Origin of the sequence: Streptomyces sp. NPDC005962 (assembly GCF_040629205.1) — a bacterium.
GTDB lineage: Bacteria > Actinomycetota > Actinomycetes > Streptomycetales > Streptomycetaceae > Streptomyces.
Genome location: NZ_JBEXVE010000016.1, coordinates 132,379 through 156,540, shown reverse-complemented (window position 1 = coordinate 156,540; position 24,162 = coordinate 132,379). Strand labels below are relative to the sequence as shown.

Sequence of the window (24,162 nt, the reverse complement as noted above, 5' to 3'; positions counted from 1 at the left end):
ATCGGAGCCAGGAAAACCTCCGCCGAGGGGCGCCGGACCGCTTGTCCATCGGTCCGGCGCCCCTCGGCGGGACAGGCCCCATGCGACCAGGAGGACCGCGTGCTCATTCCACGATGGCGAGGCACCGCGGTCATCGCGGTCGCGATATCGATGTCCCTCGCCGCCCTCCCCACCGGGCCCGCCACGGCCCGCCCCTCCGCCACGCCCTCGCCCGCCGTGGCCCATGGCCGTACCCAGCCGGTGTTCTCTTACCGGGACGCCATCCGGGAACACCTCATGGTCCACACGCCCGTCGACAGCGACGGCGACGGCGCCAAGGACCGCGTGGCCGTGGACATCATCCGGCCCCGGGAGACCGAGCGGGGGCTCAAGGTCCCGGTCATCATGCTGGCCAGCCCGTACAACGACACGGTCGGCCGCGGCTTCGAGGCGGAGAAGAAGACCTACGACGCCGAGGGCAACCCGCTGAAGTTTCCCCTCTTCTACGACAATTACTTCGTTCCCCGCGGCTACGCCGTCGTCGACGTCGACATGACCGGCACCGGCAGGTCCGACGGCTGCCCGACCATCGGCGGCAAGGCCGACGTCGCCGCGGCCACCTCGGCGATCGACTGGCTGGGCGGCCGGGCCACCGCCTACCGGGCCGACGGCAGCGCGGCGAAGGCCACCTGGTCCAGCGGCAAGACCGGAATGATCGGCCACTCCTACGAGGGGACCCTGGCGAACGCCGTGGCGGGCACCGGGGTGAAGGGCCTGGAGACGATCGTCCCGATCTCCGGAATCAGCTCCTGGTACGAGTTCGCCCGGACGAACGGCGCCAAGCACTGGAACGGGTTCGGCCCGTGGCTGGCCGCTTCGCTGGACTCCGACCCGCCCGCGAAGTGCCAAGCGGTGCGCGACGGCCTGGCCGCGGGCGAGGACGACGCCACCGGCAACTACAACGCTTACTGGAAGGAGCGCGACTACCTCGCGCCGCCCGCTCCCCAGGTGAGCAAGGTGCGGGCGAGCGTCTTCGCCGCCCACGACCTCAGCGACTACAACGTGCGGATCGACCAGCTCGCCGACTGGTGGGCCCCGCTGGCCGAGCGGGGCGTACCGCGCAAGCTGTGGCTCGGGCGCTACGGCCACGCCGACCCGTTCGACTGGCCCGGGCGGCGCGCCCGCTGGGTCGACACCGTGCACCGCTGGTTCGACTACTGGCTGTACGGAATCCGGAACGGCATCATGGACGAGCCCCGGGTCGATCTGCAGTCCGGGCCGGCCACCTGGACCACCCAGGCCGACTGGCCGGCCCGCACCTCCCCCGCGTCCCTGCACCCCAGGCCCGACGGCTCGCTGACGCTCCGTCCCGCCACCGGCACCGGAACCTTCACCGATCTCAAGCTGAGCGAGGCGGACCTCACCGCCGACCCGGCCGCCGCCCGGCCCGGCCGACTCGCGTTCCTCACCCCGCCACTGCGCACCGGCGCGCGGATCTCGGGCACGCCCACCGTGGACTTACGGGTCACGCTCGACAAGCCGACGTCGAACCTCACCGCGCTGCTGGTCGACTACGGCGAGGACGAACGGATCGACTGGTCGCGCAACGACCCGCTGAACGGCGTCCACGACGGGCTGCGCGGGCTCGCCGAGGAGTCCTGCCACGGCGAGAGCACCGCCGCGGACGACGCGTGCTACCAGAAGACGGCCAATGTGACGGTCCGCAACCCCTCCGAGGTGATCGCCCGGGGCTGGATGGACGCGCAGAACCGGCACTCGCCGACCACGCCGGAGCCGCTGACGCCGGGTACGTCCTACCGCGTCGCCTGGCAGACGCTTCCGAACGACTACCAGGTCAAGCCCGGTCACCGGCTCGGCCTCGTCCTCGCGGGCACCGACGCCGACTTTCTCTACTTCGAGGACGCCACCGGGGCGAAGGTGTCCGTCGATCTGGCCGCCGGCCGTGTCACCGTTCCGTTGACCGCTCGGCGTGGTTAAGGTGCGCGCCGGCCTCCGCTGACGGGCCCGGCGCGGACACCTCCCGGACGAGTACGTCCGTTCAGCCGATTCCACGTCGCTCGCACGTCCGCATCACAAGGGTTCGAGAGGGCTCATCGGGTGCTTCCGGTCTGCCGTTCCGGTGAAGCTTCGCACCTCTCCGTTGGGTGATCTTCTGTCGTACGCATAAATACGACAATCCACCCATTTGCCCTCGTGAGTGCGGAGTGACTCGTGTTCCCTCACCGACGCCGCCGAACGGCGATATTCGCGGCCGCCCTGCTCGCCACCGTCGCCACCGCGTGCGGCAGCGGCGGCGACACCACCGCCACCGGCCACGCCGAGCAGAAACCCTCCCGGACAGCGGGCGTGGCGCGCGCCGAGTCCCAGAAGAAGTTCACCCTGGTGGCCACCGGTGATCTCCTCGCCCATGCCTCCGTCATCCGTCAGGCGCGCGCGGACTCGGGCGGTGAGAGCTACGACTTCCACCGCATGCTGGTGGGTGCCGCGCCCGTGGTCGCCCAGGCCGATCTGGCCATCTGCCACATGGAGACGGTGTACGGCGCGGCCGGCGGGCCGTTCACCGGATACCCCACGTTCAAAACCCCGCCCCAGATCGCCGACGCGATCAGGAAGCTCGGCTACGACTCCTGCTCCACGGCCTCCAACCACACGCTGGACGCCGGGACGGAGGGCGTGACCCGCACCCTCGGCGCCCTGGACAAGGCCGGTGTCCAGCACACCGGATCGGCCCGGTCCGCCCGGGAGAGCGCCACCCCGGCCGTCATGGAGGCCGGTGGCGCCAAGGTGGCCCAGCTCGCCTACGCGTACGGCACGAACGGCATCCCGGTGCCCCAGGGGAAGCCCTGGATCGTCAACCTCATCGACGCCGATCGCATCATCAAGGACGCCCGGGCCGCCCGTCGCGCCGGGGCCGATGTGGTCGTGGTCAGCACACACTGGGGCACCGAGTGGCAGCAGGCGCCGGACAAGCAGCAGCTGTCCCTCGCCAAGAAGCTCACCGCGTCCCGGAGCCACGGCCGCCGCGACATCGACCTCATCATCGGCACTCATGCCCATGTCCCCCAGGCGTACGAGAAGGTCAACGGCACCTGGGTGGTCTACGGCATGGGTGACCAGGTCGCGGGCGTGATGCCGGACGAGCGCGGGCAGATGGGCTCGGCGGCCCGCTTCACCTTCGCACCGCCCACCGCCGAGGGCAGACCGTGGGAGGTGGAGAAGGCGGAGTTCATCCCGCACGCCGTGGGCAACGACCCGATCTCCGTGGTCAACCTCCCCCGGGCGCTGGAGAAAAGCCCCGGCAACAGCCACTACACCCACGCCCTGTCCACCATCCAGGAAGCGGTCCTCAGCCGGGGCGCGAAGAAGGACGGTCTGACCATGGGACGCTGACGGACACGTGGCCGTGACGGTCAGGTGGCCGTGACGGTCAGGTGGCCGTGACGGTCACGTGGCCGTGACGGTCACGTGGCCGCGGGCTCCTGCTCGATGTGGAACGCCAACACGTCGTTCTCCACGTCGACTTCGACCGGGCTGTGCGGCCGCAGCGTGCCACCGAGCAGCATCCGGGAGAGCGGGTTGTCGACCTCACGCTGGATCGTACGGCGCAGCGGGCGGGCGCCGTACTCCGGCTGGTGGCCGTGGCGGGCCAGCCAGTCGACGGCGGCGGGGGTGAAGTCGACGAGGATGTCCTGGGCGCGCATCCGGCGGCGGGTCTCCTCCAGCAGCACATCGGTGATCTGGCGCAGCTGTTCGTCGGCGAGCCTGCGGAAGATCACGATCTCGTCGATGCGGTTGAGGAACTCGGGCCGGAAGTGTTCCCGCAGCGGGCGCAGCACCCGTTCGCGGCGGGACGCCTCGTCGGCCTCGGCGTCGCCGCCGCCGAAGCCGAGGACGGCGCCGCGCCCGGTGATGGCCTCGGAGCCGAGGTTGCTGGTCATGACGATGACGGTGTTCTTGAAGTCGATGGTGCGGCCCTGGGCGTCGGTCAGTCTGCCGTCGTCGAGCACCTGGAGCAGGATGTTGAACACGTCCGCGTGGGCCTTTTCCACCTCGTCCATGAGCAGCAGCGCGTACGGCTGTCTGCGTACCGCCTCGGTCAGCTGCCCGGCCTCCTCGTGGCCGACGTATCCGGGTGGCGCGCCGACGAGGCGGCTCACGGTGTGCTTCTCCTGGTATTCGCTCATGTCGAGGCGGACCATCCGGTCCTCGCTGCCGAACAGCGCCTCGGCCAGGGCGCGGGCGAGTTCGGTCTTGCCGACGCCGGTGGGGCCGAGGAAGAGGAAGCTGCCGCTGGGGCGGTGGGGGTCGGCGAGTCCGGCCCGGGAGCGCAGCACGGCGTCGGAGACGGCGGCGACGGCCTCCTCCTGGCCGATGACCCGCTTGTGGAGGTGTTCTTCCAGGCCGAGCAGCCGTTCGCGCTCCTCCTGGGTGAGGCTGCTGACGGGGATGCCGGTCTGCCGGGAGACGATGTCGGCGATGTCCTCGACGGTGACCTCGGAGACCCGGGAGCCGTGGAACTGGGTGCCGGAGCCCTCGGTGATGCGGCCGCCGAGTTCGGCGATGCGGTCGCGCAGTGCGGTGGCGCGCTCGTACTGCTCGGCGGCGACGGCCTGGTCCTTGTCGCGGGTCAGCTGTTCGACCTCGCGTTCCAGGGCGCGCAGATCGGTGCCGCGGGCGCTGGAGCGCAGCCGTACCCGGGCACCGGCCTGGTCCATCAGGTCGATGGCCTTGTCCGGGAGGAAGCGGTCGGCGAGGTAGCGGTCGGCGAGTTCGACGGCGGCGAGCAGCGCCTCGTCGGTGTAGCGCACCTGGTGGTGTGCCTCGTGGCGGTCGCGGAGGCCGTGCAGGATGGAGACGGCGGCCGTGGGGGTGGGTTCGGGGACCATGATGGGCTGGAAGCGGCGGGCGAGGGCTGCGTCCTTCTCGATGTACTGGCGGTACTCCTGGAGTGTGCTGGCGCCGATGACGTGCAGTTCGCCTCGGGCGAGGGCGGGCTTGAGCAGGTTGCCCGCGTCCATGGTGCCGCCCTCGGAGCCGCCGCCCGCGCCGACGACGGTGTGCAGTTCGTCGATGAAGATGATGAGTTCGTCGGAGTGGGCGCGGATCTCGTCGATGATGGCGGTGAGGCGCTGTTCGAAGTCGCCGCGGTAGCGGGTCCCGGCCACGACACCCGCGAAGTCGAGCTGGATGACGCGGCGGCCGAGCAGGATGTCCGGCACGTCGGCCTCGGCGATGCGCTGGGCCAGCCCCTCGACGACGGCGGTTTTGCCGACGCCCGCCTCGCCGATCAGGACGGGGTTGTTCTTGCCGCGCCGGGCCAGGATCTCGATGCTCTGCTCGATCTCCTCGTCGCGGCCGATGACCGGGTCGATGCGGCCCTCCCGGGCCAGGTCGGTCAGATCGCGGCCGTACCGGTCGAGGGTGGGGGTGCCGCGGCGGTCCGCCACGGGCCGCTCGGCGGCGGGGCCCGGGGCCGGGCGGCCGGCCGGGGGTGCGCTGCGGGGTTCGAAGTGGGCGGCGTGGAGGATCTGCCCGGCGGTGGAGTCCCGGTTGGCGGCGAGGGCGATCAGTACGTGTTCGGGGCCGATGTACGAGGAGCCGCGGGCCCGGGCGATCTCATGGGCGTCGAGCAGCGCCCGTTTGACGGCGGGCGTGACGGCGACCGAGCCGCGTGGCGGGCCGTCCCCCGCCTGCTGGTCGATTTCGGCGGCGAGCCGGTCGGGGTCGGCCCCGGCGCGGGAGACCATGGTGCGGGTCGGTTCGGCGGTGAGCGCCGCCCGCAGCAGATGTTCGGTGTCGAGGTCGGTGCTGCCGTGTTCGGCGGCGTACGACGCGGCGGAGGAGACCAGGTGGCGAGCGGTCTCGCTCATGAGCCGGCCGAAGTCGACATGGCGGTCGGCCCCCTGCCCGCCGGGACCGGTTCCGAGGAACCGGGCGAGGAAGTCGCCGAGTGGGTCTGGCCCGAAGTCGTCAGGACCGTCGTTCCCGCTGCCCATATCACCACTTTAGCGGTGGTTCGTGCGGTGGTCAGCTTTCCGGGTGGCGGCGCTCCAGGACGACCAGAGCGGCGTCGTCGCCCTGGTGGCCGCCGATGTGGGCGAGCAGGTCGCGGCGGAGGTGGTCCACAAAGCCCCGGGGCCCGTCGCCGTCCCAGGTCTGGAGCCGTTCGGTGAGCGGGTAGAAGGTGCCGTCGGCGTCGCGCGCCTCGATCACGCCGTCGGTGTACAGGAGCAGCAGATCGCCCGGTTCGAACGGGTAGTCCTCGGCCCGGTAGCGGTCGGCCGCCAGGTCGCCGAGGCCCAGCGGCAGGGCGGGGGCACGGCCTTCGAGGGCCTTGATGGTGGAGTCGCGCAGCAGGAACGGCGGCGGGTGTCCGCAGTTGACCATCCGGACCACCGGCTGGTCGTCGGGGATCTCCAGGACGGCGGCGGTGACGAACGACTCCCCCGCCCCCGGCGCCCGGTCGGTGGGTTCGGTGCGCTCCGCGGACAGGGCGGCGTCCAGGTGCGAGACGAGTTCGGGCAGTGGTACGGGCCAGTGGGCGATCGCACGGAAGGCGCCGAGCACCAGTGAGGCGTCCGCGACGGCGGTGAGCCCGCTGCCGCGCACATCGCCGATGATCAGGCGGGTGCCGAACGAGGTGCGGGCCGCCGCGTACAGGTCGCCGCCTATCTCCGCGCCCGGCTCGGCGGCGAGGTAGACGGAGGCGATCCGCAGCGGGCCGACGCGGTCGGGCAACGGGCGCAGCAGCACCTTCTGCGCCACGTCGGCCACCGCCCTGACCCGGCTCAGCTCGCGGGCGTGGCGGTCGAGCACGGCGCGGAAGAGCACGATGAGGGCGGAGACGAGGATCAGGGTGAAGAGTTCGGCCATCCGGTTGGGCGCGGTCAGCCGGTGCTGTCCGGCGTTGATGCCGATCTGGGCGCCCACGGCCACCAGCCCGATACTGCCGGTGAGCAGCGGCCCGGCGAAGGACGCGGCCATGGCGGGGGCGGCGATCAGGAGGGGGCTGAGACGGACGCCCGCAGGGCCGAACACATCGCCGAGCACGATCAGGACGATGAGTGCCAGGGGAATCGCGACCAGGGCCCGTCTCCCCTGCTGCCCTGGCCGGCCGAGCTCCGGGAGACCCTGCCGAATATCCACATCTACTACTTACGCCTCTCCCGGCCCCCCGCGCCACCCCCGTTTCGTCACAGGGTCTGGGTCAGCGGATGGCGTAGCGGCGGCGTGCGATGGCCACGGCGGCCAGGCTGAGGGCGGCGAGAGCGGTCAAATACCAGGTGACGGCGACGACGGGGGTGGTGGTGCCGAAGAACATCACGGTGAGCATCACTCCGAATCCGGGGTGTGCCACCAGGAAGGCGAACAAGGGGGTCGAGCATCATCAGCTTGATCGACAGCGTCGGTCTCCGCCTTCCTCGACCCTCTACCAGGCGTGATGTCACACTCCGGGCCGCCGTTTCGTCTCCCCTTCCGGGCCCGTTTCCGGGTCCCGGAAACGGACGAGAGGATCGGGGCCATGGCAGACCTGGCAGAGTTCGAGCAGCAGCGCGGTCGGCTGTGGGCCGTCGCGTACCGCATCACCGGGTCGGTCGCCGACGCCGATGACGCCGTACAGGAGACGTGGCTGCGCTGGCAGGCGCTGCCCGGGGACGAGGTGGCCGACCCGCGCGCGTATCTGACCACGGTGGTCAGCCGGATCTGCTACGACCTGCTCGGCTCCGCCCGCGCCCGCCGCGAGGCGTACATCGGGCCCTGGCTGCCGGAGCCGGTGGTGGCGGGCGACGGTCCCGAGGACCGGGTGACGCTGGACGAGTCCGTGGGCTTTGCCCTGCTCACGGTGTTGGAGCGGCTCACCCCCGCCGAGCGGACCGCGTTCATCCTGCACGACGTGTTCTCGGTGCCGTTCCCCGAGATCGCCGAGGTCGTGGGCCGGTCCCCCGAGGCGGTACGGCAGCTGGCCTCACGCGCCCGCAAGCGGGTGCGGGCCGAGGCCCCGCGCCGCTCCGTCGACCGCGGCGAGCACCGGCGCGCGGTGGACGCCTTCCTGACGGCGGTGACGGGCGGCGATCTGGACGGGCTGCTCGAGATCCTCGATCCGGAGGTGGTGTGGCGCTCGGACGGCGGCGGGAAGGTCGTGGCGTCCCGGGTGCCGATCCTCGGCAACGAGCAGGTGGCGCGTTTCGCCCAGCGCCTCGCCCGCGGCCTCGACCCGGCGACGATGTCCGTCCTGCGGCGGGACGTCAACGGCGCCCCCGGGCTGGTCATCGTGGACCCGGCGGGCGAGCGGGCCGTGGTCTTCGCGTTCACCGTGCGCCACGAGCGGATCACCGCGGTCGACGTCGTCATCAACCCCGACAAGCTGCGCCACCTCGACCTCCCCAACCTGTGACCGGCGTCACCGTCACACCCCGGCCCGCTGTGTCGTCCCCCTCGTGAACACCCCTTGAGGAGGAGGCGACCGACATGAAGAAGCAACTGGTCGTGGTGCTCGGCGCGGGCTACGGCGGGCTGCTGGCCGCCCTGCGCCTGGCCGTACGCCCACGTCACCCTCGTCGACCCGAGCGACCGCTTCACCGAGCGGGTCCGGCTGCACGAACGGGCCGCCGGGCGGCCCGAGGTGACGCACCCGCTGACCGCGCTGCTGCGGGGCACCGGCATCGCGCACATCGCCGCCCGTGCCACCCGTATCGACCCCGCCACCCGCCAGGTGGACACGGATGACGGCCGCCGTCTGCCGTACGACCGTCTGGTGTACGCGCTCGGCAGCTTCACCGCCGACGTCGGCGAAGGCGCCTTCACCCCGGAGACCTCGGCCGAACTGCACAAGCGGCTGCTCGACGGGTCCGGTGACCTCGCCGTCGTCGGCGGTGGGCTCACCGGTATCGAGCTGGCCGCCGAACTCGCCGAGAGCCACCGGAACTGGCGGGTACGGCTGCTCACCGCGGGCGAGATCGGCGGCGGGCTGTCCCCCAGGGGCCGCACCCATGTCCGTACGGCTCTCACCGGGCTGGGTGTACGGATCGGGGAGGGCCGATCCGTGGCGCGCCCAGGGGACATCGACGCCGATACGGTCGTATGGGCCGCCTCGATGACGGCGAACACCGGGCTCGCCGAGGCGGCGGGACTCGCCCTCGACCCCGCCGGGCGCATCCGCGTGGACACCGCCCTGCGTTCCGTGTCCCACCCCGGGATCTACGCCGTCGGGGACGCCGCCGCCGTTACCTCACCGCTCGCCGGAGCGCTGCGGATGGCGTGCGCCACCGCCCTGCCGACCGGCTCGCACGCCGCCTCCTCGATCATCGCCGAGGTGCGGGGACGGCAGCCGAAGCCGCTGGCCTTTCGCTACCTGCTGCAGTGCGTCAGCCTCGGCCGCCGGGAGGGGCTGGTCCAGTTCGTGCGCGCGGACGATGCCCCGCGCGACGTGATCCTGCGCGGGGCCACCGCCGCCCGCGTCAAGGAGCAGGTGGTGCGCTCGACCATCCGCGTGCTGCGGCTGGCCGCCCGGCGCCCGGACGCCGTCGGCCACCTCCCGGGGTTCGGCTGACGGGTCAGAACGGGTAGTGGGCGTGCTGGGTGGCCAGGGTGATCCAGCGGGTGTCGGAGAACGCCTCGATGCCCCAGCGGCCGCCGAACCGCCCGTACCCGGACTGCTTGATGCCGCCGAACGGGACCTGTGGTTCGTCGGCCACCGACTGGTCGTTGATGTGCACGATGCCGGTGCGGATACGGCGTGCGACCCGCAGCCCGTGCGTGCCGTTCTCGGTGATGATGCCGCAGGTCAGCCCGTGGTCGGTGGCGTTGGCCAGGGCGACGGCCCCGTCGTCGTCCGCGAAGGTGGCGACCACGCACACCGGGCCGAACGCCTCGCCGTGGTAGAGGTCCATGTCCTCGGTGACGCCGGTCAGCACCGTGGCCGGGTGGACCGAGCCCTCGGGGGCTGTGCCGCCCGTGAGCACGGTCGCGCCCTTGGCCACCGCGTCCTGGACGAGGGCCGCCACCCGCTGCGCCGCCTCGGGGCGGACCAGCGGGCCGACCACGGTGGTCGGATCGGCGGGGTCGCCGCAGGGCAGCGCGGCGACCTTGGCGGTGAACTTCGCGGTGAACTCCTCGGCGAGGCTCTCGTGGACGAGGATGCGGTCGCCCGACATGCAGATCTGGCCGGAGTTCATGAACACGCCGAAGGCGGCGGCGTCCACCGCGTAGTCCACATCGGCGTCGTCGAGGACGATGATGGCGTTCTTGCCGCCCAACTCCAGGACTGCGGGCTTGAGATGGCGTGCGGCGTGGGCGCCGACGATCCGGCCGACACCGGTGGACCCGGTGAAGTTGACCATCCGTACCCGCTCGTCGGCGATCAGGGCCTCGGCCACCTCGGCGGCGTCCTCGGGGGCGTTGGTGACCACGTTGAGCACACCGTCGGGCAGCCCGGCGTCGCGCAGGACGTCGGCGACGAAGAGCCCGCAGGCCAGCGGCGCGTCCTCGCTCGGCTTCAGCACCACGGTGTTGCCCGCCGCGAGCGGGGCCGCGACCGCGCGGACACCGAGGATGACCGGCGCGTTCCACGGGGCGAACGCGGCGACGACACCCATCGGTTCCCGCACGGCGAGCCCCAGCGCCCCGGCCTCCTGGGCGCTGAGGACATCGCCGCGCGGCGCGGTGATGGCCGCGGCGGCCTCGCGCAGGATGTTGGCGGCAAGCGCCACGTTGAAGTGGGCCCAGGGCGCGGTGCCGCCCGCCTCGTGCCGCATGTACTCCGCGGCCTGCGCGGCGCGGGACTCCAGCAGGTCCGCCGCGGTGAGGAAGATCTTCCGGCGGGTGAACGGGGCCGTCTCGGCCCATTCGGGGAAGGCCGCGTCGGCCGCGGCCACCGCGCGCGCCACGTCCTCGGGCCCGCCGGCCGCCACGGTGGCGTACACCTCGCCGGTGTAGGGGTCGAGGTCGTCGGCGGTGCGGCCCGAGGCGGCCGGAGTGTCCTTGCCGCCGATCATGAGGTCGCGGGTGATGGTCATTCCGGTGTCCTTCGCGGTAGCGTGCCGAACAGCCTGTGCGCGCAGTGAACTTGAGTTCATCACACGTGTGCGCGCCAGTCTCCGCCGCCGTTTCGATTTGTGTCAATCGAGAGCTGTGTCAATCGAGTGCGGCCGACCGGCGCGCCCGCCGTCCCGGCCACCGCACTCCCCCGGCCGAGGTGACCGCCACCACACCGAGCAGGGCGAGCGCGGCGGCGGGGGTGAGCACGGCCCAGGGCGCGCGTTCGGCGTAGGGGTGGTTCTCGGCGAGGAGCCGCCCCCACTCGGGGGACGGCGGCTGGGCGCCGAGGCCCAGGAAGCCGAGGGAGGCCAGGGCCAGCGCCACGGCGGGCAGCCGCAGCAGCGCGTGGCGCGTGACGGGCGGCAGTACGGCGGGCAGCAGATGACGGCGGAGCAGGTGGTGGCGGCCCGCGCCGAGCGCGCGCGTCGCGGCGAGGTGGGTGGCGGCGCGCTCCTGGACCAGCAGGGCGGCGGTGTGCGCGGCCAGGGGCGCCCAGGCGACGGCGGCGACGGCGAGCGCGGGCGTGTACGGACCGGCCCCGGCGGTGCCCGCGACCAGCAGCCCGGCGAGCACGGGCGGTACGGCGTTGGCGGTCTCGACGAGCCCGCCGGACAGCCGGGGCACCAGGCCGAGCAGCAGCCCCACGGCCAGCGCGCAGGCGCTCACCGCGAGGGCGAGGGCGAGGGTGGTGAGCGCGCCGTGTCCCACCCGGGCCAGCAGATCGCGGCCGAGCGCGTCCGTACCGAACGGGTGCTGCCAGGACGGGGGGTCGAGACGGGCCATGGGGTCCAGTGCCATCGGGTCCCGGAGCGCGCCGATGGCGACGACGGCCAGCAGGACGGCCCCGTACAGCAGGGGGAGCGCGCGGGCGGGCTGCCCGGACGGCCGGTGGAGGGAGGGCAGTTCGCCGTCGCGCAGCGCCGGGCCGAGCAGCAGCCGGGCCGCGAGCCGGGCGAGGCCCCCGGCGGCGGTGGCGAACACGATGAGCACGAGGGTTCCGGTCTGGAGGACCGGCAGATCCTGGGCGAGGGCCGACTGAAGGGTGAGACGGCCGAGCCCGGGGATGTCGAAGACCTGCTCGACGGCGACGGCGCCACCGGTGAAGCCGACCACGAACAGGCCCACGTTGGGCAACACTCCGGGGACGGCCCGGCGCAGCGCCTGCCGGGCGATGCGCCGGGCGGGCATGCCGCGCGCGGCGGCGGCCCGCACCCAGGGCTCCGCGAAGGCGCCGGGCAGGACGTCGTCCAGGATGCGGCCGAGCGCCGCGCCGACGGGCAGGCCGAGCGCGAGCGCGGGCAGCGGCATCCAGGACCAGCCGTACCAGCCGACGGCGGGCAGCCAGCCGAGCCGCACCCCGATGACGGCGGCCAGGACGGAGGCGAGCAGGAACTCCGGCAGCGCGGCGAGGAGCGCGCCACCGCTCCCCGCGCCGCGCGGCAGCGGCCGCCGCCGCGCGCCGAGCCACAGGGTGCGCGCGCACACCGCACCGGCCGTGGCCACCGCGACCGCCAGCGCTCCGGCCATCAGCAGCAGTGAGCAGCCGAGGGCCTGGGCCACCATGGGCGCCACGGCCGTGCCGGAGAGCCAGGACGTCCCGGCGTCGCCGTGGGCCAGCCCGCCGAACCACTGGCCGAGGAGGTGCGGGGGCCCGGCGTCCAGGCCGAGGTCGCGGCGGATGGCGTCGAGCAGCTCGGGGGTGGGATCGCGGTCGGCCGCGCGCGCCTTGAGCACGGTGCGGGCGGGGTCGGTACGGGACAGCCAGGGCAGCAGGCCGATGCCGCACAGCAGCAGGAGGGCGAGCGCGGCGCGCCACAGCGCGCTCAGCGCGGCGGACCGTCCGTCCGCGGTGGTGGCCGCGGCGCGGCGTATGCCGGTCAACGGTGCGTACCGGCGCCGACGAGGGCGCGCTCGTACGGGTCGAGCTCCACTCCCCGTACCGAGCTGCCGACGCCGTGGATGATGCGCTGGTGCACCAGGGGCACGACGGCGTCGGTGCGCAGGATGGCCGTCTGGGCGGCGAGCGAGGCGCTCTGCCGCTCGGCGGTGTCGGCGCGGGAGTCGGCGACGGCGACGGCACGGTCCACGGCCTTGTCGCAGAGCCCGGCCAGGTTGTAGCTGCCGTGGCAGGTGAAGTCGCTGGCGAGGTAGGAGACGGGGTCGCCGGTGTCGAGCATGGTGTTGCGGGCGGCGACGACGGCGTCGAACCTGCCCGCGAGCGCGTCGGCCTCCAGCCGGGAGTACTCCCGGACCTCCAGCTTCACGTCGAATCCGGCCTTCTCCAGCTGCTGTTGCACCACCTGGGCGGCCTCAGGCAGCTCGGGCCGGTTGTCGTAGGTGCCGAGGGTGATCGAGGTGTTTTCGACGCGCGCGGCCGAGGGGCGGTCGGGCGTGGGGTGTGTGCCGGTGGCCCAGGAGAGGGCGGGGCCGAACACGCCCTGGCCGGGGTCGGCGTGGCCCTCGTACACGCCCCGCGCGAACACACCGGGCTTGACGGCCTCGCGGACGGCGGCGCGGACCTTCGGGTCGGCGAAGGGGCCGGAGCGGGTGTTGAGGAAGAGGCCGGTGGTACGGGCGGTGGGCACTTCCCGGACGGTGGGCTTGTCGAGGGTGGCCGCCTGGGAGACGGGCACGGCCTCGGCGATGTCCGCGTCGCCGGTGCGCAGGGCGTTGGTGCGGGCGGTGCCGTCGGCGATGAAGCGGACGTCGATGCCGGAGGCGTGGGCGAGGCCGCCCCAGTAGCCGTCGAAGCGGTTCAGGGTGGCCCGGGTGGCACCGGTGGACCGGCCGAGTACGAAGGGTCCGGTGGCGGTACCGGCCGGGTCGGGGGTCGCCTTCTTGTACGCCTTCGGGGACAGGATGGCCAGGCCCGGGCTGGAGAGCGTGAGCGGCAGCGCGGGGTACGCGGCCGAGGTGGTGAGCCGGACCCGCCGCTCCCCCGCGGGCTTGGCGGTGAGCTTGACGCCGGAGAGCGCGGCGGGCACCGGGTCGGCGTGCGCCGCGCGGGTCAGGGCGTCCGCGACGGCCTTCGGGGTGACGGCGGTGCCGTCCTGGAACTCGGCCTCGCGCAGGGTGAACAGCCAGCCGCGGCTGCCTTCCCGGGTCCAGGACTCGGCGAGCGCGGGCGACGCGGAGCCGTTGCCGTCCAGACGGGTCAGCCCTTCGGTGACGCCGAGTCGGCTGAGCAGGGTGGCATCGGCGCCGTACGGGGAGAAGTTCTCGGCGGGCGGGAACGCCATCGCGACCCGCAACCGGCCACTGCCTCCCCCGCCGGAGCCGCCCGCCGCGTCGTACGCCGTGCCGTTCGGGGAGGCGAAGCAGCCCGCGAGCAGCGGGACGAGCAGCAGAGCGGCGGCCGTCCGACGGCGGACAGGGGGCATGGGTCAGGTTCTCCAGGGGCTGCGCGGAGCGGGATGAGCCGAGGCTACATGACAATCATTTCCATCAACTCGACGGAGACGGGCCCCGGGGGCAGAAGATGGCCGCCACTCAGGCCATGGGGACCTCGAAGTGCAGGACCCGGCTACCCCCGGACTCCTCCCGCTCGTCGCACACAGCCTTCCCCAGCGACCGCCAGAACGGCTCGGCGCCGGGCACGCCCGGGTCGGTGTGCAGATAGACGGCGCGATATCCGCCGTCGGCCGCGGCGAAGTCGAGCAGCGCGCGCACCAGTCGGCGGGCCAGCCCCTGGCGGCGGTACTCGGGCCGCACGTACACCCGGCGCAGCTGGGCGGTCTCCCTCGACGGGTACCGCTCCGCCAGCCACGCCGGGTTGGGGGGATGGGCCGGGCCCCGGGAGTCGAGGGCCGCGGTCCCGGCGACCGCGCCATCCCTCTCGTCCACCGCGACCAGCAGCGTGTGCCGCGGCGACCGCAGATAGGCGGCGCCGGGATCGATGATGTCGGCGTGCCAGCGCGGCACGTATCCCGTCCCGAAGTCGCGGTAGACGGTGTCGAGCATCACGCCACGGGCGGCGTCGAGGTCGTCGGCTGTCGCGGTCCTGATGCTGAATTCATGCACCTGCAGATCGTACGCAATAAGCCCCGGGGGCTATCAACCGGCCGGGGCGTCGGCGAGGTACGGGGGCGCGGGCTCGTACTGGATGTAGCGGCGTACGGCGCGGGCGTGGTCGACGCCGTGGAGGCGGCCGACGAGCCACAGCGCCATGTCGATCCCGGCCGAGACGCCCTGGCTGGTGACCAGGGAGCCGTCCACGACGTACCGCGCGTCGCGCACCACCGTGATGTCGCCGCGCGCCTCCAGGGCGTCCTCGAAGAGATGGTGGGTGGCGACCCTGCGCCCGCGCGCCGGGCCCGCCTCGTGCAGGAGCAGGGCCCCGGTGCAGACGCTGGTGGTCCAGGTGGCGGCCGCGGAGGTACGGCGAATCCAGTCGGTGACCACCGGGTTGGACACCTCGCGGCGGGTTCCGCCGCCGCCCGGCACCAGCAGGACGTCCAGGGGCGGATGGTCGTCCAGCGTGTGGTCCGGCAGCACCCGCATGCCCTTGTTGCAGCGGACGGCGCCGGACCGCTCGGCGATGAGCACGGCGGTGTCGGCGTGGTCGCGCAGCATCGAGGAGACCGTGAACACCTCCCAGGGTCCGGCGAAGTCGAGTTCCTCGGCGCCCTCGAAGACCAGCAGCCCGTACGTCGTCACATCTGCTCCTTGGTGGATCGGAATCGGTCCCGGTAGTCGGACGGCGCGACGCCGACCTGCCGGTGGAACGAGCGGCGCAAGGTTTCGGCGGTGCCGAAGCCGTACCGCCGGGCGATGGTCTCGACGGGGTCGTCGCCCCCGGCGAGCGCGCGCTGCGCCGCCTCCACGCGCACCCGTTCCACATAGGCCGCGGGCGGGGTGCCGAGTTCGGCGGTGAACCTGCGCTGCAGATGGCGCGGGCTCATCCCGGCGCACGCGGCCAGATCGGCGATGCCGTGGCGAGCGCCGGGGTCGGCGTGGATGGCGGACACCACGGCGCGGAGGGAGTCGGTGGCGGGCTGCGTCGACCACAGCCCCACACCGAACTGGGACTGACCGCCGGGGCGGCGCAGGAACAGCACCATCTCGCGGGCGACGGCGTGTGCCACCTCGCGCCCCAGATCCGCTTCCACCAGGGCGAGCGCGAGATCCATCCCGGCCGTCACCCCGGCCGAGGTCCACACCCGGCCGTCCCGGATGAAGATGGGATCGCAGTCGACCCGCAGACCGGGATGTTCCCGGGCGAGCTGTTCCGCGCGCGCCCAGTGGGTGGTCACCCGAAGCCCGTCGACGAGCCCGGTGGCGGCCAGCAGGAACACCCCGCTGCACACCGAGGTGATCCGGCGGGCACCGGCCGCGGCGGCCGCGATCCAGCCGGTCAGCGCCGGATCGTGGCACGCCCGGTCGACCCCGGCGCCGCCCGCCACCACCAGGGTGTCGACGCCGCCGGGGTCGAGGTCGGCCACTCCGTGCGCGATATGCACCGGCAGCCCGCTGGACGACGCCACGGGCCCCGGGCGGGGTGCCACGATCTGGCGGCGGTAGCCGCCCGCGAGCTGGTCGGCGTGCTGGAACACCTCATGCGGGCCGGTGAGATCGAGGGACTGGAACCCGTCGAAGACCACGAAGACGATGCGTCGCTCGTTCACTCCTCCAGGCTGCGATCCCGCCCGTCATGGCGTCAACGACACATACCCCACACATCGCGCCACGCCATGCGCAGGGTCCGCAGGAACCCGGTGCGGCGCGGCACCGGACCGGGCCGGGCCGTACGGGGTGACGCGACGCTGTGGGGTGACGCGGCGGTACGGGGCGGCACGGGCTTGCGGGGCGGCGAGCCCGTACGCGGGGTGGACACGGGCACGGCCCCGGGCGGCTCGGCCGGGGGTGCGGAGGCGTCGGACTGGGCGGGGACGGTGGACGGGCGCGCTGCTTCGGCGCGCACCAGTGCACCCATGGCGGCGTAGACGTCGATGGGCATGCGGGGGCTCCTGCGGTGTCGGACGGCGGTTGGCTGATCCGGGGCAGGCCGTACCGCACCCGCGCTCCGCCCGCGCGGCGGCGCGTCGGGAAGACGCGGCGCACACGGGGAGATGCGGGGGACGCGGGAGAGCTGTAGAAACGCGGAACGGCCCGGTCCCCGCTCAGCAGCGCAGGACGACGTCCCGTGCGGGGAGCCGGCGGGGCGCGGCCTCGGCGGCGGAACCGGAACCGGCGGGGCCCGTCGTACGGTCCGCCGGGCGGGCGCGGACGACGGCCACGGCGAAGTGCAGGGGTGCCGTGGGAAGGGACCGGTGGGAGCCGACCGAGGTGGCGCAGGCGCTCCCGGGATGACCGGCCGGGTGGCGGCCCAGCTCATGGGCGGCGCGGGCAGCCGGACGCGGGGCGGACGGACCGTCCTCCTCCGGCGAGGCCGCAGTCGACGCGGCGGGCGAGGCCGCAGGCGACTGGACGCCGGGCCCGCAGCGGCTCACCGAGGGCGGCGGCGGATGGACGGCGCCGAGGGAGAGCAGACCGTGCAGCAGGGTGATCGCCAGCAGCGCGACCAGCAGGACGGTGCGCGGCCGACCGGGAGCCGGGCGGCGGTTCGTCTCGCGGCCGTGCACCATGCGGCCTCCCTCACTGGTCTCCTTCCAGAGAACCGCGAAGAGCGGAAGGCAGCACTCCGATAGCCCGAAAGAGGCGGGCATTTCACCCGTGTCGGTTACCTCCTCGAACAGGCATGCCGACACATGGCGAGGAGGTGCGCCCCGAGGCGGCGTCAGTCGGAGGTCGCCGCGCCGGAGTCCGGCAGCGCGTCGAGCAGCGCGACCGGCGCCGCCTGCCGCCAGGAGTCGACGAGGATGTCCCGCAGCTCGTCGAGGTTCTCCAGGGCGGCGAGCCGCACCCGCACCCAGGCGAAGCCCGCCTCGTGATCGGCGATCCAGAACTTCTCCGGCTCGGCGAGCGTGAGTTCGTTCCGCTCTTCCCTGGGGCAGCGGACGGCCATCGAGGTCTCGTCCTCGGGGAGCGTGGCGAACATCTTCCCGGCGACCCGGAAGGTCGGCATGGACCAGGCGATCTTCTCGGTCGTCTGCGGCAGCGACAGCGCGATCCGGCGGACATCGTCAGGCGTGATCATGGCATGACGGTAGAGCACCCCACCGACAGCGCCACCGACAACGCCACCGCGGCGAGCGGAACCCTAGCTTCCGTAGACGTACGGCGTGGTCGTGGTCAGCGGTGCGAAGCCGAGCCGCTCCAGGATCGGACGGCTCTGGTCGGACGCGTCGACCTGGAGATAGCGGTAGCCGCGCTCGGCGGCGATCCGGGCGCGGAAGGCGATCAGGGCCCGGTAGAGGCCCCTGCCGCGCCACTCCGCCACGGTGCCACCGCCCCACAGCCCGGCGAAGTCCGCTCCCGGGGGCAGCTCCATCCGCGCGGCGCTCACCGGCTGGTCACCGGCCAGGGCGACGACCGGGACGACCGTGTCCGGTTCCTCGCGCAGCCGGCTGAGCAGTCGGTGCCTGAGGTGACCGCTGTCGGTGCCGAACGCCCGCGCGTGGACGTCCACCATGAGCTCCACCCCCGCGGCGTCGGTGACCCGGAGCAGCCGGACGCCCTCGGGAAGATCGGGGAGATCGGAGAGACCGGCGGCAGTGGGCGGAACCCGCACCGGCGCGACCATCACCGTCTCCTCCGGTTCGGCGGAGAAACCGGCCGCGATGAGCCGCTCGCCGAGGTCGCCGGGCCGGTCATGGGCGTACAGCTTCCACTCGAAGGCGCGCCCCCGGGCGGTGAAGAATCGTATCTGCGCCGCGATGGCCGCGTCCGCCGTGGACGCGTCCAGATCCGACCACCGGATGCCGTTCCAGTCGTCGGCCGCGCCGGTCTGCCGTACCACCCCGTCCACGTGCTCGACCCGGGTCCCGGGGCCGTCGGCCGGTGCCGCCTGTCTCAGTTGCCCGTCGAACAGCTCTCGTACCGCGTCAAGGTCCATCGGGTCACCCCAGCACCGGCCGACCGCATGGGGCAACTGGTTTACCGGCGGGGCGGCTTGAACGGCCGGGAGGCCCGTACCGTCAGGCGAGCAGGCCGCCGAGCCGTTCCACGACGGCCGGGGTCTCCCGGCGCAGCGCGCTCATGTCCAGGCCCTCGTCTCCGAGGATCACCAGCAGGGCCTGTTCGCCGACGGCCAGGACGACGCTGTAGCCGCCGTTGCACCGGGTGACCACCTCACGCAGGCTGCCCAGGCCCACTTCGGCGGCGGAACGCTTGCCCAGCGCGAGCGTGGCCGCGGAGAGGGCGGCGAGGGACTCCGGCTGCACATTGGCGGTGTCGGCGGCGACCAGGAGTCCGTCCGGGGTGGCGATGATGCTCTCGGAGATGCCCAGGACCAGCTCGCGCAGACCGGTCAGCTCCTTGACAAGGGCCTCGGACGGCGCACCGGCGGCGGGCGGGGGGTTGGTCATGGGGGTCCTCCTCGGACTCCGTTGGGGCTCGCCTCGACTGCGGCTGTCATGCGAGCCGGTGGTACTCGTGAAACCCGCGGTGATCCCGCGGAGAGTGCGGCCCATGGGCGTGGGCGCCCGTGGGAGTTGCCGTCCGGGGCGAGATCAGCCGGTGCTGTCCGGCCGCCGGTCGGCCGGGGTGCGTCTGGGCAGTCCACCCCCGGTGGGGGCCTCGGCGCGCGGCTGTTCCGATGCGGGGTCGCGGGGGGCGACGCGCGGTGCGGTGGCCGGGGGCCGCGGCGGCTCCGGCTGGATGAGCTGAAGCGCCTTCATCCGGGAGATGTCGAGCATGACGGGGTAGACGCCGCGGCCCAGCGCGAAGGCGATGTCCCGGGGCGTACGGCGTCCGTCGGCGCTGAGCAGGATGTCGCGGTAGCGGGCGGGCAGCCCCCCGATCCCGGCGGTGGCCCGGGCGGACGCCCGGATGCGCTCCTGGCCGAACTCCCGTACCGGCCCCCAGGACTTGGCCAGCAGCCGCACCCGGCGGCTGGTCTCCTCGGTGAGCCGCCCGGGGTCGGTGCCGTCCAGGTGGCTGAGCCGGGGTCCTGAGGCCTCCCGGTCGACCTGCCAGCTGTCGGGGGTGCTGAGCGCCATGGCGAAGGCGGCGTCGTAGAGGGCGCCCACGCACAGGACTTCGAGCTCGGCGGCGCCGATGTGGCCCTGTTCGACGAGCGTCACGTCGAGCCGTCCGCCGGGGCCTGTCGCGGTGCAGGCGGCGTCCCACTCCGGCTCGCCGATCCGCCGGGACTTCAGCAGCAGCGCCTCGGCGGTGGGCGCGCCGGGGGTCTCGATCGCGCGGACCGCCCCACGGTGCAGATGGATGGTTCCGCCGACCGCGCCGGAGATCGACACGGCCCCGCTGAAACGATCCTGCTGGAGCGTGAGCAACAGGCTGGGGACATTGCGCGGGGGATTTCGCTCCATGCTCTCGCTCATGTCAGCACGGCCTTCGCCTGATCGGCCAGGTGCCGCATGACGAGGGCGAGATTGGTGCGGTCGCGGTCGGCCGTCGCGCACAGCAGCAGGGGGTCCTGGCCGCGCGGCACCACCGTGGTGATGTGGTGGAAGCGCGCACTGGTGACGACCACGCTCTCCAGCTCTCCCACCGCACCGGCCTGGTTCAGCCGGTCGCCGATCAGAGCGACCGTCTCGGCGAGTTCATCGCCCTCGCCGAGGGCGTCGGTGTCCCCCACCGCCGCGTAGTGGAGCCCGGTCACCGCGTCCACCAGACTGACGCCCATCACTCCCGGGGACGCGAGCGCTCCGGAGAGCGCCGCTTCGGCTGCGTTCACCTATGACCCTTCGCTGCGTACCATCAAGCACGTTAGTTTAAGCATCATCTTGCATAACTTGGACCACTCGGCTACTCGTTATGGTTCAGAGCTATCGTCTGGTGACAGCTTTGGTACCAACAGGCCCCGGCTATCAGCCATGCGAAGGAAGCACATGAACATCGAGACCGCTCTCAAAGAGGCGATGGCCATCGACGGGGCCCTGGGGGTCGCGCTCGTCGACTACGAAAGCGGCATGTCGCTCGGAGTGGCCGGCGGGGGCCAGGAGCTGGACATGGAAATCGCCGCGGCGGGCAACACCGAGGTCGTCCGGGCCAAGGTCCGCACCCTCGCCACGCTCGGCATCACGGACGGCATCGAGGACATCCTCATCACGCTGGGCTCGCAGTACCACCTCATCCGGCTGATCTCCGGCAGCCATGGGACGCTCTTCCTCTACCTGGCCCTGGACCGGGCGCGGGCCAACCTGGCGCTCGCGCGGCATGGGCTGAAGCGCATCGATCACGAGCTGAAGGTCTGACCCTGCCGGGACCGCGGCGCGAGTGCTTCAATGCCCGCATGACGGATCTCGACGTACTCAGGGTGTTCTGTGGCCCCCGTGGCCACGGGGGAAATGAGCTCGGTGTGGTGCGCGACGGCGCCGCCGTGCCCGGTGAGCGGGCACGGCAGGAGCTGGCCGCCGAGCTGGGGTTCAGCGAGACCGTCTTCGTCGACGACCCGGAGCGCGGCGTCGTCGACATCTACACCCCGGGCGTCCGGCTGCCCTTCGCGGGCCACCCACTGGTGGGCACCGCCTGGCTGCTGGACCTCCCCGAGCTGCTGCCGCCCGCCGGTGAGGTCCCGGCCCGCCAGGACGGCGAGTTCACCTGGATCGGCGGCCACCCCGCATGGGCGTCCCGGCGGCGCACCCAGCAGTACGCCTCCCCCGCCGAGGTCGACGCCCTCCCCTCCCCGCCGGAGGGCGAGGGCGCGCTGTACGCGTGGGCCTGGCAGGACGAACCGGCGGGCCGGGTACGCGCCCGCGCCTTCCCGCGCCGCGGCGACGGGATCGTGGAGGACGAGGCCACCGGCGCCGCCGCCCTCGTCCTCTCCGGCGAACTGGGCCGCGCCCTCAACATCACCCAGGGCCGGGGCTCCCAGATCCTCACCAGCCCCCAGCCGGACGGCTCCATCGAAATCGGCGGCCGGGTCGCCCTCGCCGAGGTCCGCTCGCTGTGAGGTGAGAGCGCGTCAGCCCGGGCGGTGCGCCGGTGTCTGCGTCGCGTAGCTGATGGCGATCCGCGCGCCGAGCCGGGCGTTGTTCTTGACCAGTGCGATGTTGGTGCGCAGGCTCTCGCCCTTCGTCAGCTCCACGATGCGGCCCAGCAGATAGGGCGTGGCGTCCTTGCCGCCGATGCCCGCCTCCGTCATTTCGGCGAGGGCCTGATCGATGATGCCGTCGATCCGCCCGGCGGGGATCTCGTCCGCCTCCGGGACCGGGTTGGCGATGCTCAGCCCGGCCGTCAGACCCAGGTCCCACTGGGCGTGCATCACGGCGGCGATCTCCTCGGGGGAGTCGGCGCGCAGCGGGGAGGCGAAGCCGCTCACCCGGGAGTAGAACGCGGGGAAGTCGTCGGTGCCGTGGGTGAGCACCGGCACGCCCAGGGTTTCCAGGGTCTCCAGGGTGAGCCCGATATCGAGGATGCTCTTCACCCCGGCGCTGATGACCGCCACCGCGGTGGTGGACAGCTCGGTGAGGTCCGCGCTGATGTCGAAGGACTGCTGCGCCCCGCGGTGCACCCCGCCGATGCCGCCGGTGACGAAGACCCGGATACCGGCGAGCGCGGCGAGCCGCATCGTGCTCGCCACGGTGGTCGCGCCGTGGCCGCCACGCGCCATGACATGGGCCAGGTCGCGGACGCTGACTTTCCCGACGTCCGGGTCGGTGGCGAGCAGCTCCAGATCGGCGCGGTCCAGTCCGATGCGCGGGGTGCCGTGGAGGACGGCGATGGTGGCCGGGACCGCGCCCTCGGCGCGGATGATGGCCTCGACCTCGGTGGCCATCTCGACGTTCTGCGGATACGGCATGCCATGGCTGATGATCGTGGACTCCAGCGCGACCACGGGCCGTCCGTCGCGCAGCGCCTCCCGGACCTCCTGGGTGAGGGCCAGCCGGGGGTGGGGGGTGGTCATGTCGTCCTCCGCGGTGGGGCGTGTCGCGCGTCCTCGACGAGACGCGGGGTCAGCGCGTCCTCGACGAGGCGCGGGGTCAGATCGGGCCGTACGGTGGCGGTGGTCGCCACGGTCAGCGCGGCGGCGGCGTGGCCGTAGCGGGCGGCGGCCACGGGGTCCTCGCCGGTGAGCAGGGCGTGGACGAACGCGCCGAGCATCGCGTCCCCGGCACCGGTCACGTCCTGGACCTCGGCCCGAGGCGCCGCCAGGATGGTGACGCCCTCCTCGGCGCCGCTCAGCAGCGAGCCGCGCTCACCGAGCCGCACCCATACGTACCGCACGCCGCGCTCGTGCAGCGCGGCCGCGGCCTCCTTCAGATGGCGGTCGTCGCCGGTGGCGCGGCCGGTGAGGGCGCCCAGCTCGGCCACGTTCGGAGTGACGGCGAACACCGGGCGCCCGGCGGCGAGCAGCGGGGCCAGCAGCGCCGCCTTGGGCACGCTCACCGGGTCGATCACCGTCCGCACTCCGGCGGCGCTCGCGATGTCCAGGGCGTAGGCCAGCGCCGGGGAGGAGAGGTTGCCGTCGAGCACCAGCATGCTCGCGTTGCCGATGAGTTCGCGGGCGGGCCGCAGATACTCGGGGCCGAGCCCGTCGGTGGCGGCCATGTCGGCGACGGCCACGGCCAGTTCGCCGTCGGCGTCCAGCACCGCCGTATAGGTGCCGGTGGGGTGCGTACCACGGTGGACGTGGTCGATCCGCACCCCGGTGGCCTGGGTCTCGCTCAGCAGCCGCTCCCCCGCCGGGTCCTGGCCGACGGCGGCGATGAGATGGGTCGGGGTGCCCAGCCGGGCCAGGTTCTCCGCCACGTTGCGGGCCACGCCGCCGGGGCTGGTGTGGGCGTGGCCCGGGTTGCTGGTGCGGTACGCGAGCGGCGCCAGGCCGCGCACCTTGACGTCGACGTTGGCGCCGCCGATGACCACCACCGCGTGCTCCTGGCGGAGGATGTAGCCGCGCCCGAGGATGGCGCCCTTCTTGCCCAGGTTGGACAGATGGACGTTGACCGCCGCCCGGGTGGTGCCCAGGGCGTCGGCGATCGCCTGGGCCCCGGACAGCGGGTCCCGGCGCAGCAGCGCGAGCACTTCCCGCTCCCGTCGCGTCAGCATCATGTTCAGGACAATAAAGGAAACTTAGCGCGATAAACAGACCCCGCTCCGAGT

General features: G+C 73.1%; 24 protein-coding genes. 6 read left to right on the top strand and 18 right to left on the bottom strand.

Annotated elements, in window-relative coordinates; translation table 11 throughout:
- The first annotated feature begins 99 nt into the window (after window positions 1-99).
- The gene (locus tag ABZ370_RS25710; RefSeq protein WP_358625179.1) at window positions 100-1,977 is read left to right on the top strand and encodes a Xaa-Pro dipeptidyl-peptidase; all 1,878 of its coding nucleotides are present in this window, start codon (window positions 100-102) and stop codon (window positions 1,975-1,977) included.
- Window positions 1,978-2,211: 234 nt separating this feature from the next.
- Entirely contained in the window at window positions 2,212-3,390 is a 1,179-nt protein-coding gene (locus tag ABZ370_RS25705; protein WP_358625177.1) for a CapA family protein, read from the top strand.
- Window positions 3,391-3,461: 71 nt separating this feature from the next.
- Here the strand turns inward: ABZ370_RS25705 and ABZ370_RS25700 are convergent, their stop codons facing one another.
- The 3 genes from ABZ370_RS25700 to ABZ370_RS25690 form a co-directional block, all read right to left on the bottom strand.
- Window positions 3,462-5,996: an ATP-dependent Clp protease ATP-binding subunit gene (locus tag ABZ370_RS25700; RefSeq protein ID WP_358625175.1), complete on the bottom strand. Its 2,535-nt coding sequence runs from the start codon at window positions 5,994-5,996 to the stop codon at window positions 3,462-3,464.
- 31 nt (window positions 5,997-6,027) lie between these two features.
- Complete coding sequence (locus ABZ370_RS25695) at window positions 6,028-7,146, bottom strand: PP2C family protein-serine/threonine phosphatase (protein ID WP_358625173.1); 1,119 nt, start codon at window positions 7,144-7,146, stop codon at window positions 6,028-6,030.
- A gap of 61 nt (window positions 7,147-7,207) precedes the next feature.
- Window positions 7,208-7,372: a hypothetical protein gene (locus ABZ370_RS25690; RefSeq protein WP_358625171.1), complete on the bottom strand. Its 165-nt coding sequence runs from the start codon at window positions 7,370-7,372 to the stop codon at window positions 7,208-7,210.
- Window positions 7,373-7,522: 150 nt separating this feature from the next.
- Here ABZ370_RS25690 and sigJ point away from each other — a divergent pair, with 150 nt between their 5' ends.
- Window positions 7,523-8,395 (top strand): RNA polymerase sigma factor SigJ, encoded by an 873-nt coding sequence (gene sigJ / locus ABZ370_RS25685; protein WP_358625169.1) that lies wholly within the window; start codon window positions 7,523-7,525, stop codon window positions 8,393-8,395.
- Window positions 8,396-8,593: 198 nt separating this feature from the next.
- Entirely contained in the window at window positions 8,594-9,550 is a 957-nt protein-coding gene (locus ABZ370_RS25680) for an FAD-dependent oxidoreductase (RefSeq protein WP_358625208.1), read from the top strand.
- A 4-nt stretch (window positions 9,551-9,554) separates the two neighbouring features.
- Here ABZ370_RS25680 and ABZ370_RS25675 read toward each other — a convergent pair whose 3' ends face one another.
- The 13 genes from ABZ370_RS25675 to ABZ370_RS25615 all read right to left on the bottom strand — a co-directional run bounded on the left by ABZ370_RS25675 (window position 9,555) and on the right by ABZ370_RS25615 (window position 20,794).
- Entirely contained in the window at window positions 9,555-11,015 is a 1,461-nt protein-coding gene (locus ABZ370_RS25675) for an aldehyde dehydrogenase family protein (RefSeq protein WP_358625167.1), read from the bottom strand.
- Between the two features lie 118 nt (window positions 11,016-11,133).
- Window positions 11,134-12,918 (bottom strand): ABC transporter permease subunit, encoded by a 1,785-nt coding sequence (locus ABZ370_RS25670; protein ID WP_358625165.1) that lies wholly within the window; start codon window positions 12,916-12,918, stop codon window positions 11,134-11,136.
- A complete protein-coding gene (locus tag ABZ370_RS25665; RefSeq protein ID WP_358625163.1) occupies window positions 12,915-14,417 on the bottom strand; it encodes an ABC transporter substrate-binding protein in 1,503 nt (500 codons plus the stop codon). Before ABZ370_RS25665 ends, ABZ370_RS25670 begins: the two co-directional genes overlap by 4 nt.
- A gap of 109 nt (window positions 14,418-14,526) precedes the next feature.
- Window positions 14,527-15,057 carry a GNAT family N-acetyltransferase gene (locus ABZ370_RS25660; protein ID WP_358625161.1) on the bottom strand — a complete coding sequence of 177 codons (531 nt, stop codon included), beginning with the start codon at window positions 15,055-15,057 and terminating at the stop codon, window positions 14,527-14,529.
- Window positions 15,058-15,090: 33 nt separating this feature from the next.
- The gene (locus tag ABZ370_RS25655) at window positions 15,091-15,693 is read right to left on the bottom strand and encodes a DJ-1/PfpI family protein (protein ID WP_358625159.1); all 603 of its coding nucleotides are present in this window, start codon (window positions 15,691-15,693) and stop codon (window positions 15,091-15,093) included.
- Window positions 15,690-16,661: a GlxA family transcriptional regulator gene (locus ABZ370_RS25650; RefSeq protein ID WP_358625157.1), complete on the bottom strand. Its 972-nt coding sequence runs from the start codon at window positions 16,659-16,661 to the stop codon at window positions 15,690-15,692. Before ABZ370_RS25650 ends, ABZ370_RS25655 begins: the two co-directional genes overlap by 4 nt.
- Window positions 16,662-16,693: 32 nt before the next feature.
- Window positions 16,694-16,993, bottom strand: coding sequence for a hypothetical protein (locus ABZ370_RS25645; protein ID WP_358625155.1), 300 nt, complete (start codon window positions 16,991-16,993; stop codon window positions 16,694-16,696).
- Between the two features lie 163 nt (window positions 16,994-17,156).
- Window positions 17,157-17,621, bottom strand: a complete 465-nt coding sequence (locus ABZ370_RS25640) for a hypothetical protein (RefSeq protein WP_358625153.1) — start codon at window positions 17,619-17,621, stop codon at window positions 17,157-17,159.
- Between the two features lie 152 nt (window positions 17,622-17,773).
- Window positions 17,774-18,133, bottom strand: a complete 360-nt coding sequence (locus ABZ370_RS25635; RefSeq protein ID WP_358625151.1) for an MmcQ/YjbR family DNA-binding protein — start codon at window positions 18,131-18,133, stop codon at window positions 17,774-17,776.
- 63 nt (window positions 18,134-18,196) lie between these two features.
- Window positions 18,197-18,991: a GNAT family N-acetyltransferase gene (locus ABZ370_RS25630; RefSeq protein WP_358625149.1), complete on the bottom strand. Its 795-nt coding sequence runs from the start codon at window positions 18,989-18,991 to the stop codon at window positions 18,197-18,199.
- An 82-nt stretch (window positions 18,992-19,073) separates the two neighbouring features.
- The gene (locus tag ABZ370_RS25625; protein WP_358625147.1) at window positions 19,074-19,463 is read right to left on the bottom strand and encodes a roadblock/LC7 domain-containing protein; all 390 of its coding nucleotides are present in this window, start codon (window positions 19,461-19,463) and stop codon (window positions 19,074-19,076) included.
- A 144-nt stretch (window positions 19,464-19,607) separates the two neighbouring features.
- Window positions 19,608-20,438, bottom strand: coding sequence for a hypothetical protein (locus ABZ370_RS25620; RefSeq protein WP_358625145.1), 831 nt, complete (start codon window positions 20,436-20,438; stop codon window positions 19,608-19,610).
- Window positions 20,435-20,794 (bottom strand): hypothetical protein, encoded by a 360-nt coding sequence (locus ABZ370_RS25615; RefSeq protein ID WP_358625143.1) that lies wholly within the window; start codon window positions 20,792-20,794, stop codon window positions 20,435-20,437. The genes ABZ370_RS25620 and ABZ370_RS25615 overlap by 4 nt, the downstream gene beginning before the upstream one ends.
- 154 nt (window positions 20,795-20,948) lie before the next feature.
- On the opposite strand from ABZ370_RS25615, the gene ABZ370_RS25610 reads away from it, so the two are divergent.
- Together ABZ370_RS25610 and ABZ370_RS25605 are read left to right on the top strand one after the other, a co-directional pair.
- Complete coding sequence (locus ABZ370_RS25610) at window positions 20,949-21,314, top strand: hypothetical protein (RefSeq protein ID WP_358625141.1); 366 nt, start codon at window positions 20,949-20,951, stop codon at window positions 21,312-21,314.
- A gap of 38 nt (window positions 21,315-21,352) precedes the next feature.
- The gene (locus ABZ370_RS25605) at window positions 21,353-22,012 is read left to right on the top strand and encodes a PhzF family phenazine biosynthesis protein (protein WP_358625139.1); all 660 of its coding nucleotides are present in this window, start codon (window positions 21,353-21,355) and stop codon (window positions 22,010-22,012) included.
- Between the two features lie 12 nt (window positions 22,013-22,024).
- Here the strand turns inward: ABZ370_RS25605 and ABZ370_RS25600 are convergent, their stop codons facing one another.
- Window positions 22,025-22,966 (bottom strand): pseudouridine-5'-phosphate glycosidase, encoded by a 942-nt coding sequence (locus ABZ370_RS25600; protein ID WP_358625137.1) that lies wholly within the window; start codon window positions 22,964-22,966, stop codon window positions 22,025-22,027.
- Window positions 22,963-24,111 (bottom strand): PfkB family carbohydrate kinase, encoded by a 1,149-nt coding sequence (locus ABZ370_RS25595; RefSeq protein ID WP_358625135.1) that lies wholly within the window; start codon window positions 24,109-24,111, stop codon window positions 22,963-22,965. The genes ABZ370_RS25600 and ABZ370_RS25595 overlap by 4 nt, the downstream gene beginning before the upstream one ends.
- Window positions 24,112-24,162 lie beyond the last annotated feature (51 nt).

What these genes read in the sequence shown, in the direction of transcription:
- sigJ (WP_358625169.1), top strand. Translation starts at nt 7,523, where the DNA reads ATGGCAGACCTGGCAGAGTTCGAGCAGCAGCGCGGTCGGCTGTGGGCC.
- ABZ370_RS25675 (WP_358625167.1), bottom strand. Translation starts at nt 11,015, where the DNA reads ATGACCATCACCCGCGACCTCATGATCGGCGGCAAGGACACTCCGGCC.
- ABZ370_RS25630 (WP_358625149.1), bottom strand. Translation starts at nt 18,991, where the DNA reads ATGGACCTTGACGCGGTACGAGAGCTGTTCGACGGGCAACTGAGACAG.
- ABZ370_RS25635 (WP_358625151.1), bottom strand. Translation starts at nt 18,133, where the DNA reads ATGATCACGCCTGACGATGTCCGCCGGATCGCGCTGTCGCTGCCGCAG.
- ABZ370_RS25600 (WP_358625137.1), bottom strand. Translation starts at nt 22,966, where the DNA reads ATGACCACCCCCCACCCCCGGCTGGCCCTCACCCAGGAGGTCCGGGAG.
- ABZ370_RS25640 (WP_358625153.1), bottom strand. Translation starts at nt 17,621, where the DNA reads ATGGTGCACGGCCGCGAGACGAACCGCCGCCCGGCTCCCGGTCGGCCG.
- ABZ370_RS25605 (WP_358625139.1), top strand. Translation starts at nt 21,353, where the DNA reads ATGACGGATCTCGACGTACTCAGGGTGTTCTGTGGCCCCCGTGGCCAC.
- ABZ370_RS25665 (WP_358625163.1), bottom strand. Translation starts at nt 14,417, where the DNA reads ATGCCCCCTGTCCGCCGTCGGACGGCCGCCGCTCTGCTGCTCGTCCCG.
- ABZ370_RS25610 (WP_358625141.1), top strand. Translation starts at nt 20,949, where the DNA reads ATGAACATCGAGACCGCTCTCAAAGAGGCGATGGCCATCGACGGGGCC.
- ABZ370_RS25700 (WP_358625175.1), bottom strand. Translation starts at nt 5,996, where the DNA reads ATGGGCAGCGGGAACGACGGTCCTGACGACTTCGGGCCAGACCCACTC.
- ABZ370_RS25595 (WP_358625135.1), bottom strand. Translation starts at nt 24,111, where the DNA reads ATGATGCTGACGCGACGGGAGCGGGAAGTGCTCGCGCTGCTGCGCCGG.
- ABZ370_RS25625 (WP_358625147.1), bottom strand. Translation starts at nt 19,463, where the DNA reads ATGACCAACCCCCCGCCCGCCGCCGGTGCGCCGTCCGAGGCCCTTGTC.
- ABZ370_RS25645 (WP_358625155.1), bottom strand. Translation starts at nt 16,993, where the DNA reads ATGCCCATCGACGTCTACGCCGCCATGGGTGCACTGGTGCGCGCCGAA.
- ABZ370_RS25620 (WP_358625145.1), bottom strand. Translation starts at nt 20,438, where the DNA reads ATGAGCGAGAGCATGGAGCGAAATCCCCCGCGCAATGTCCCCAGCCTG.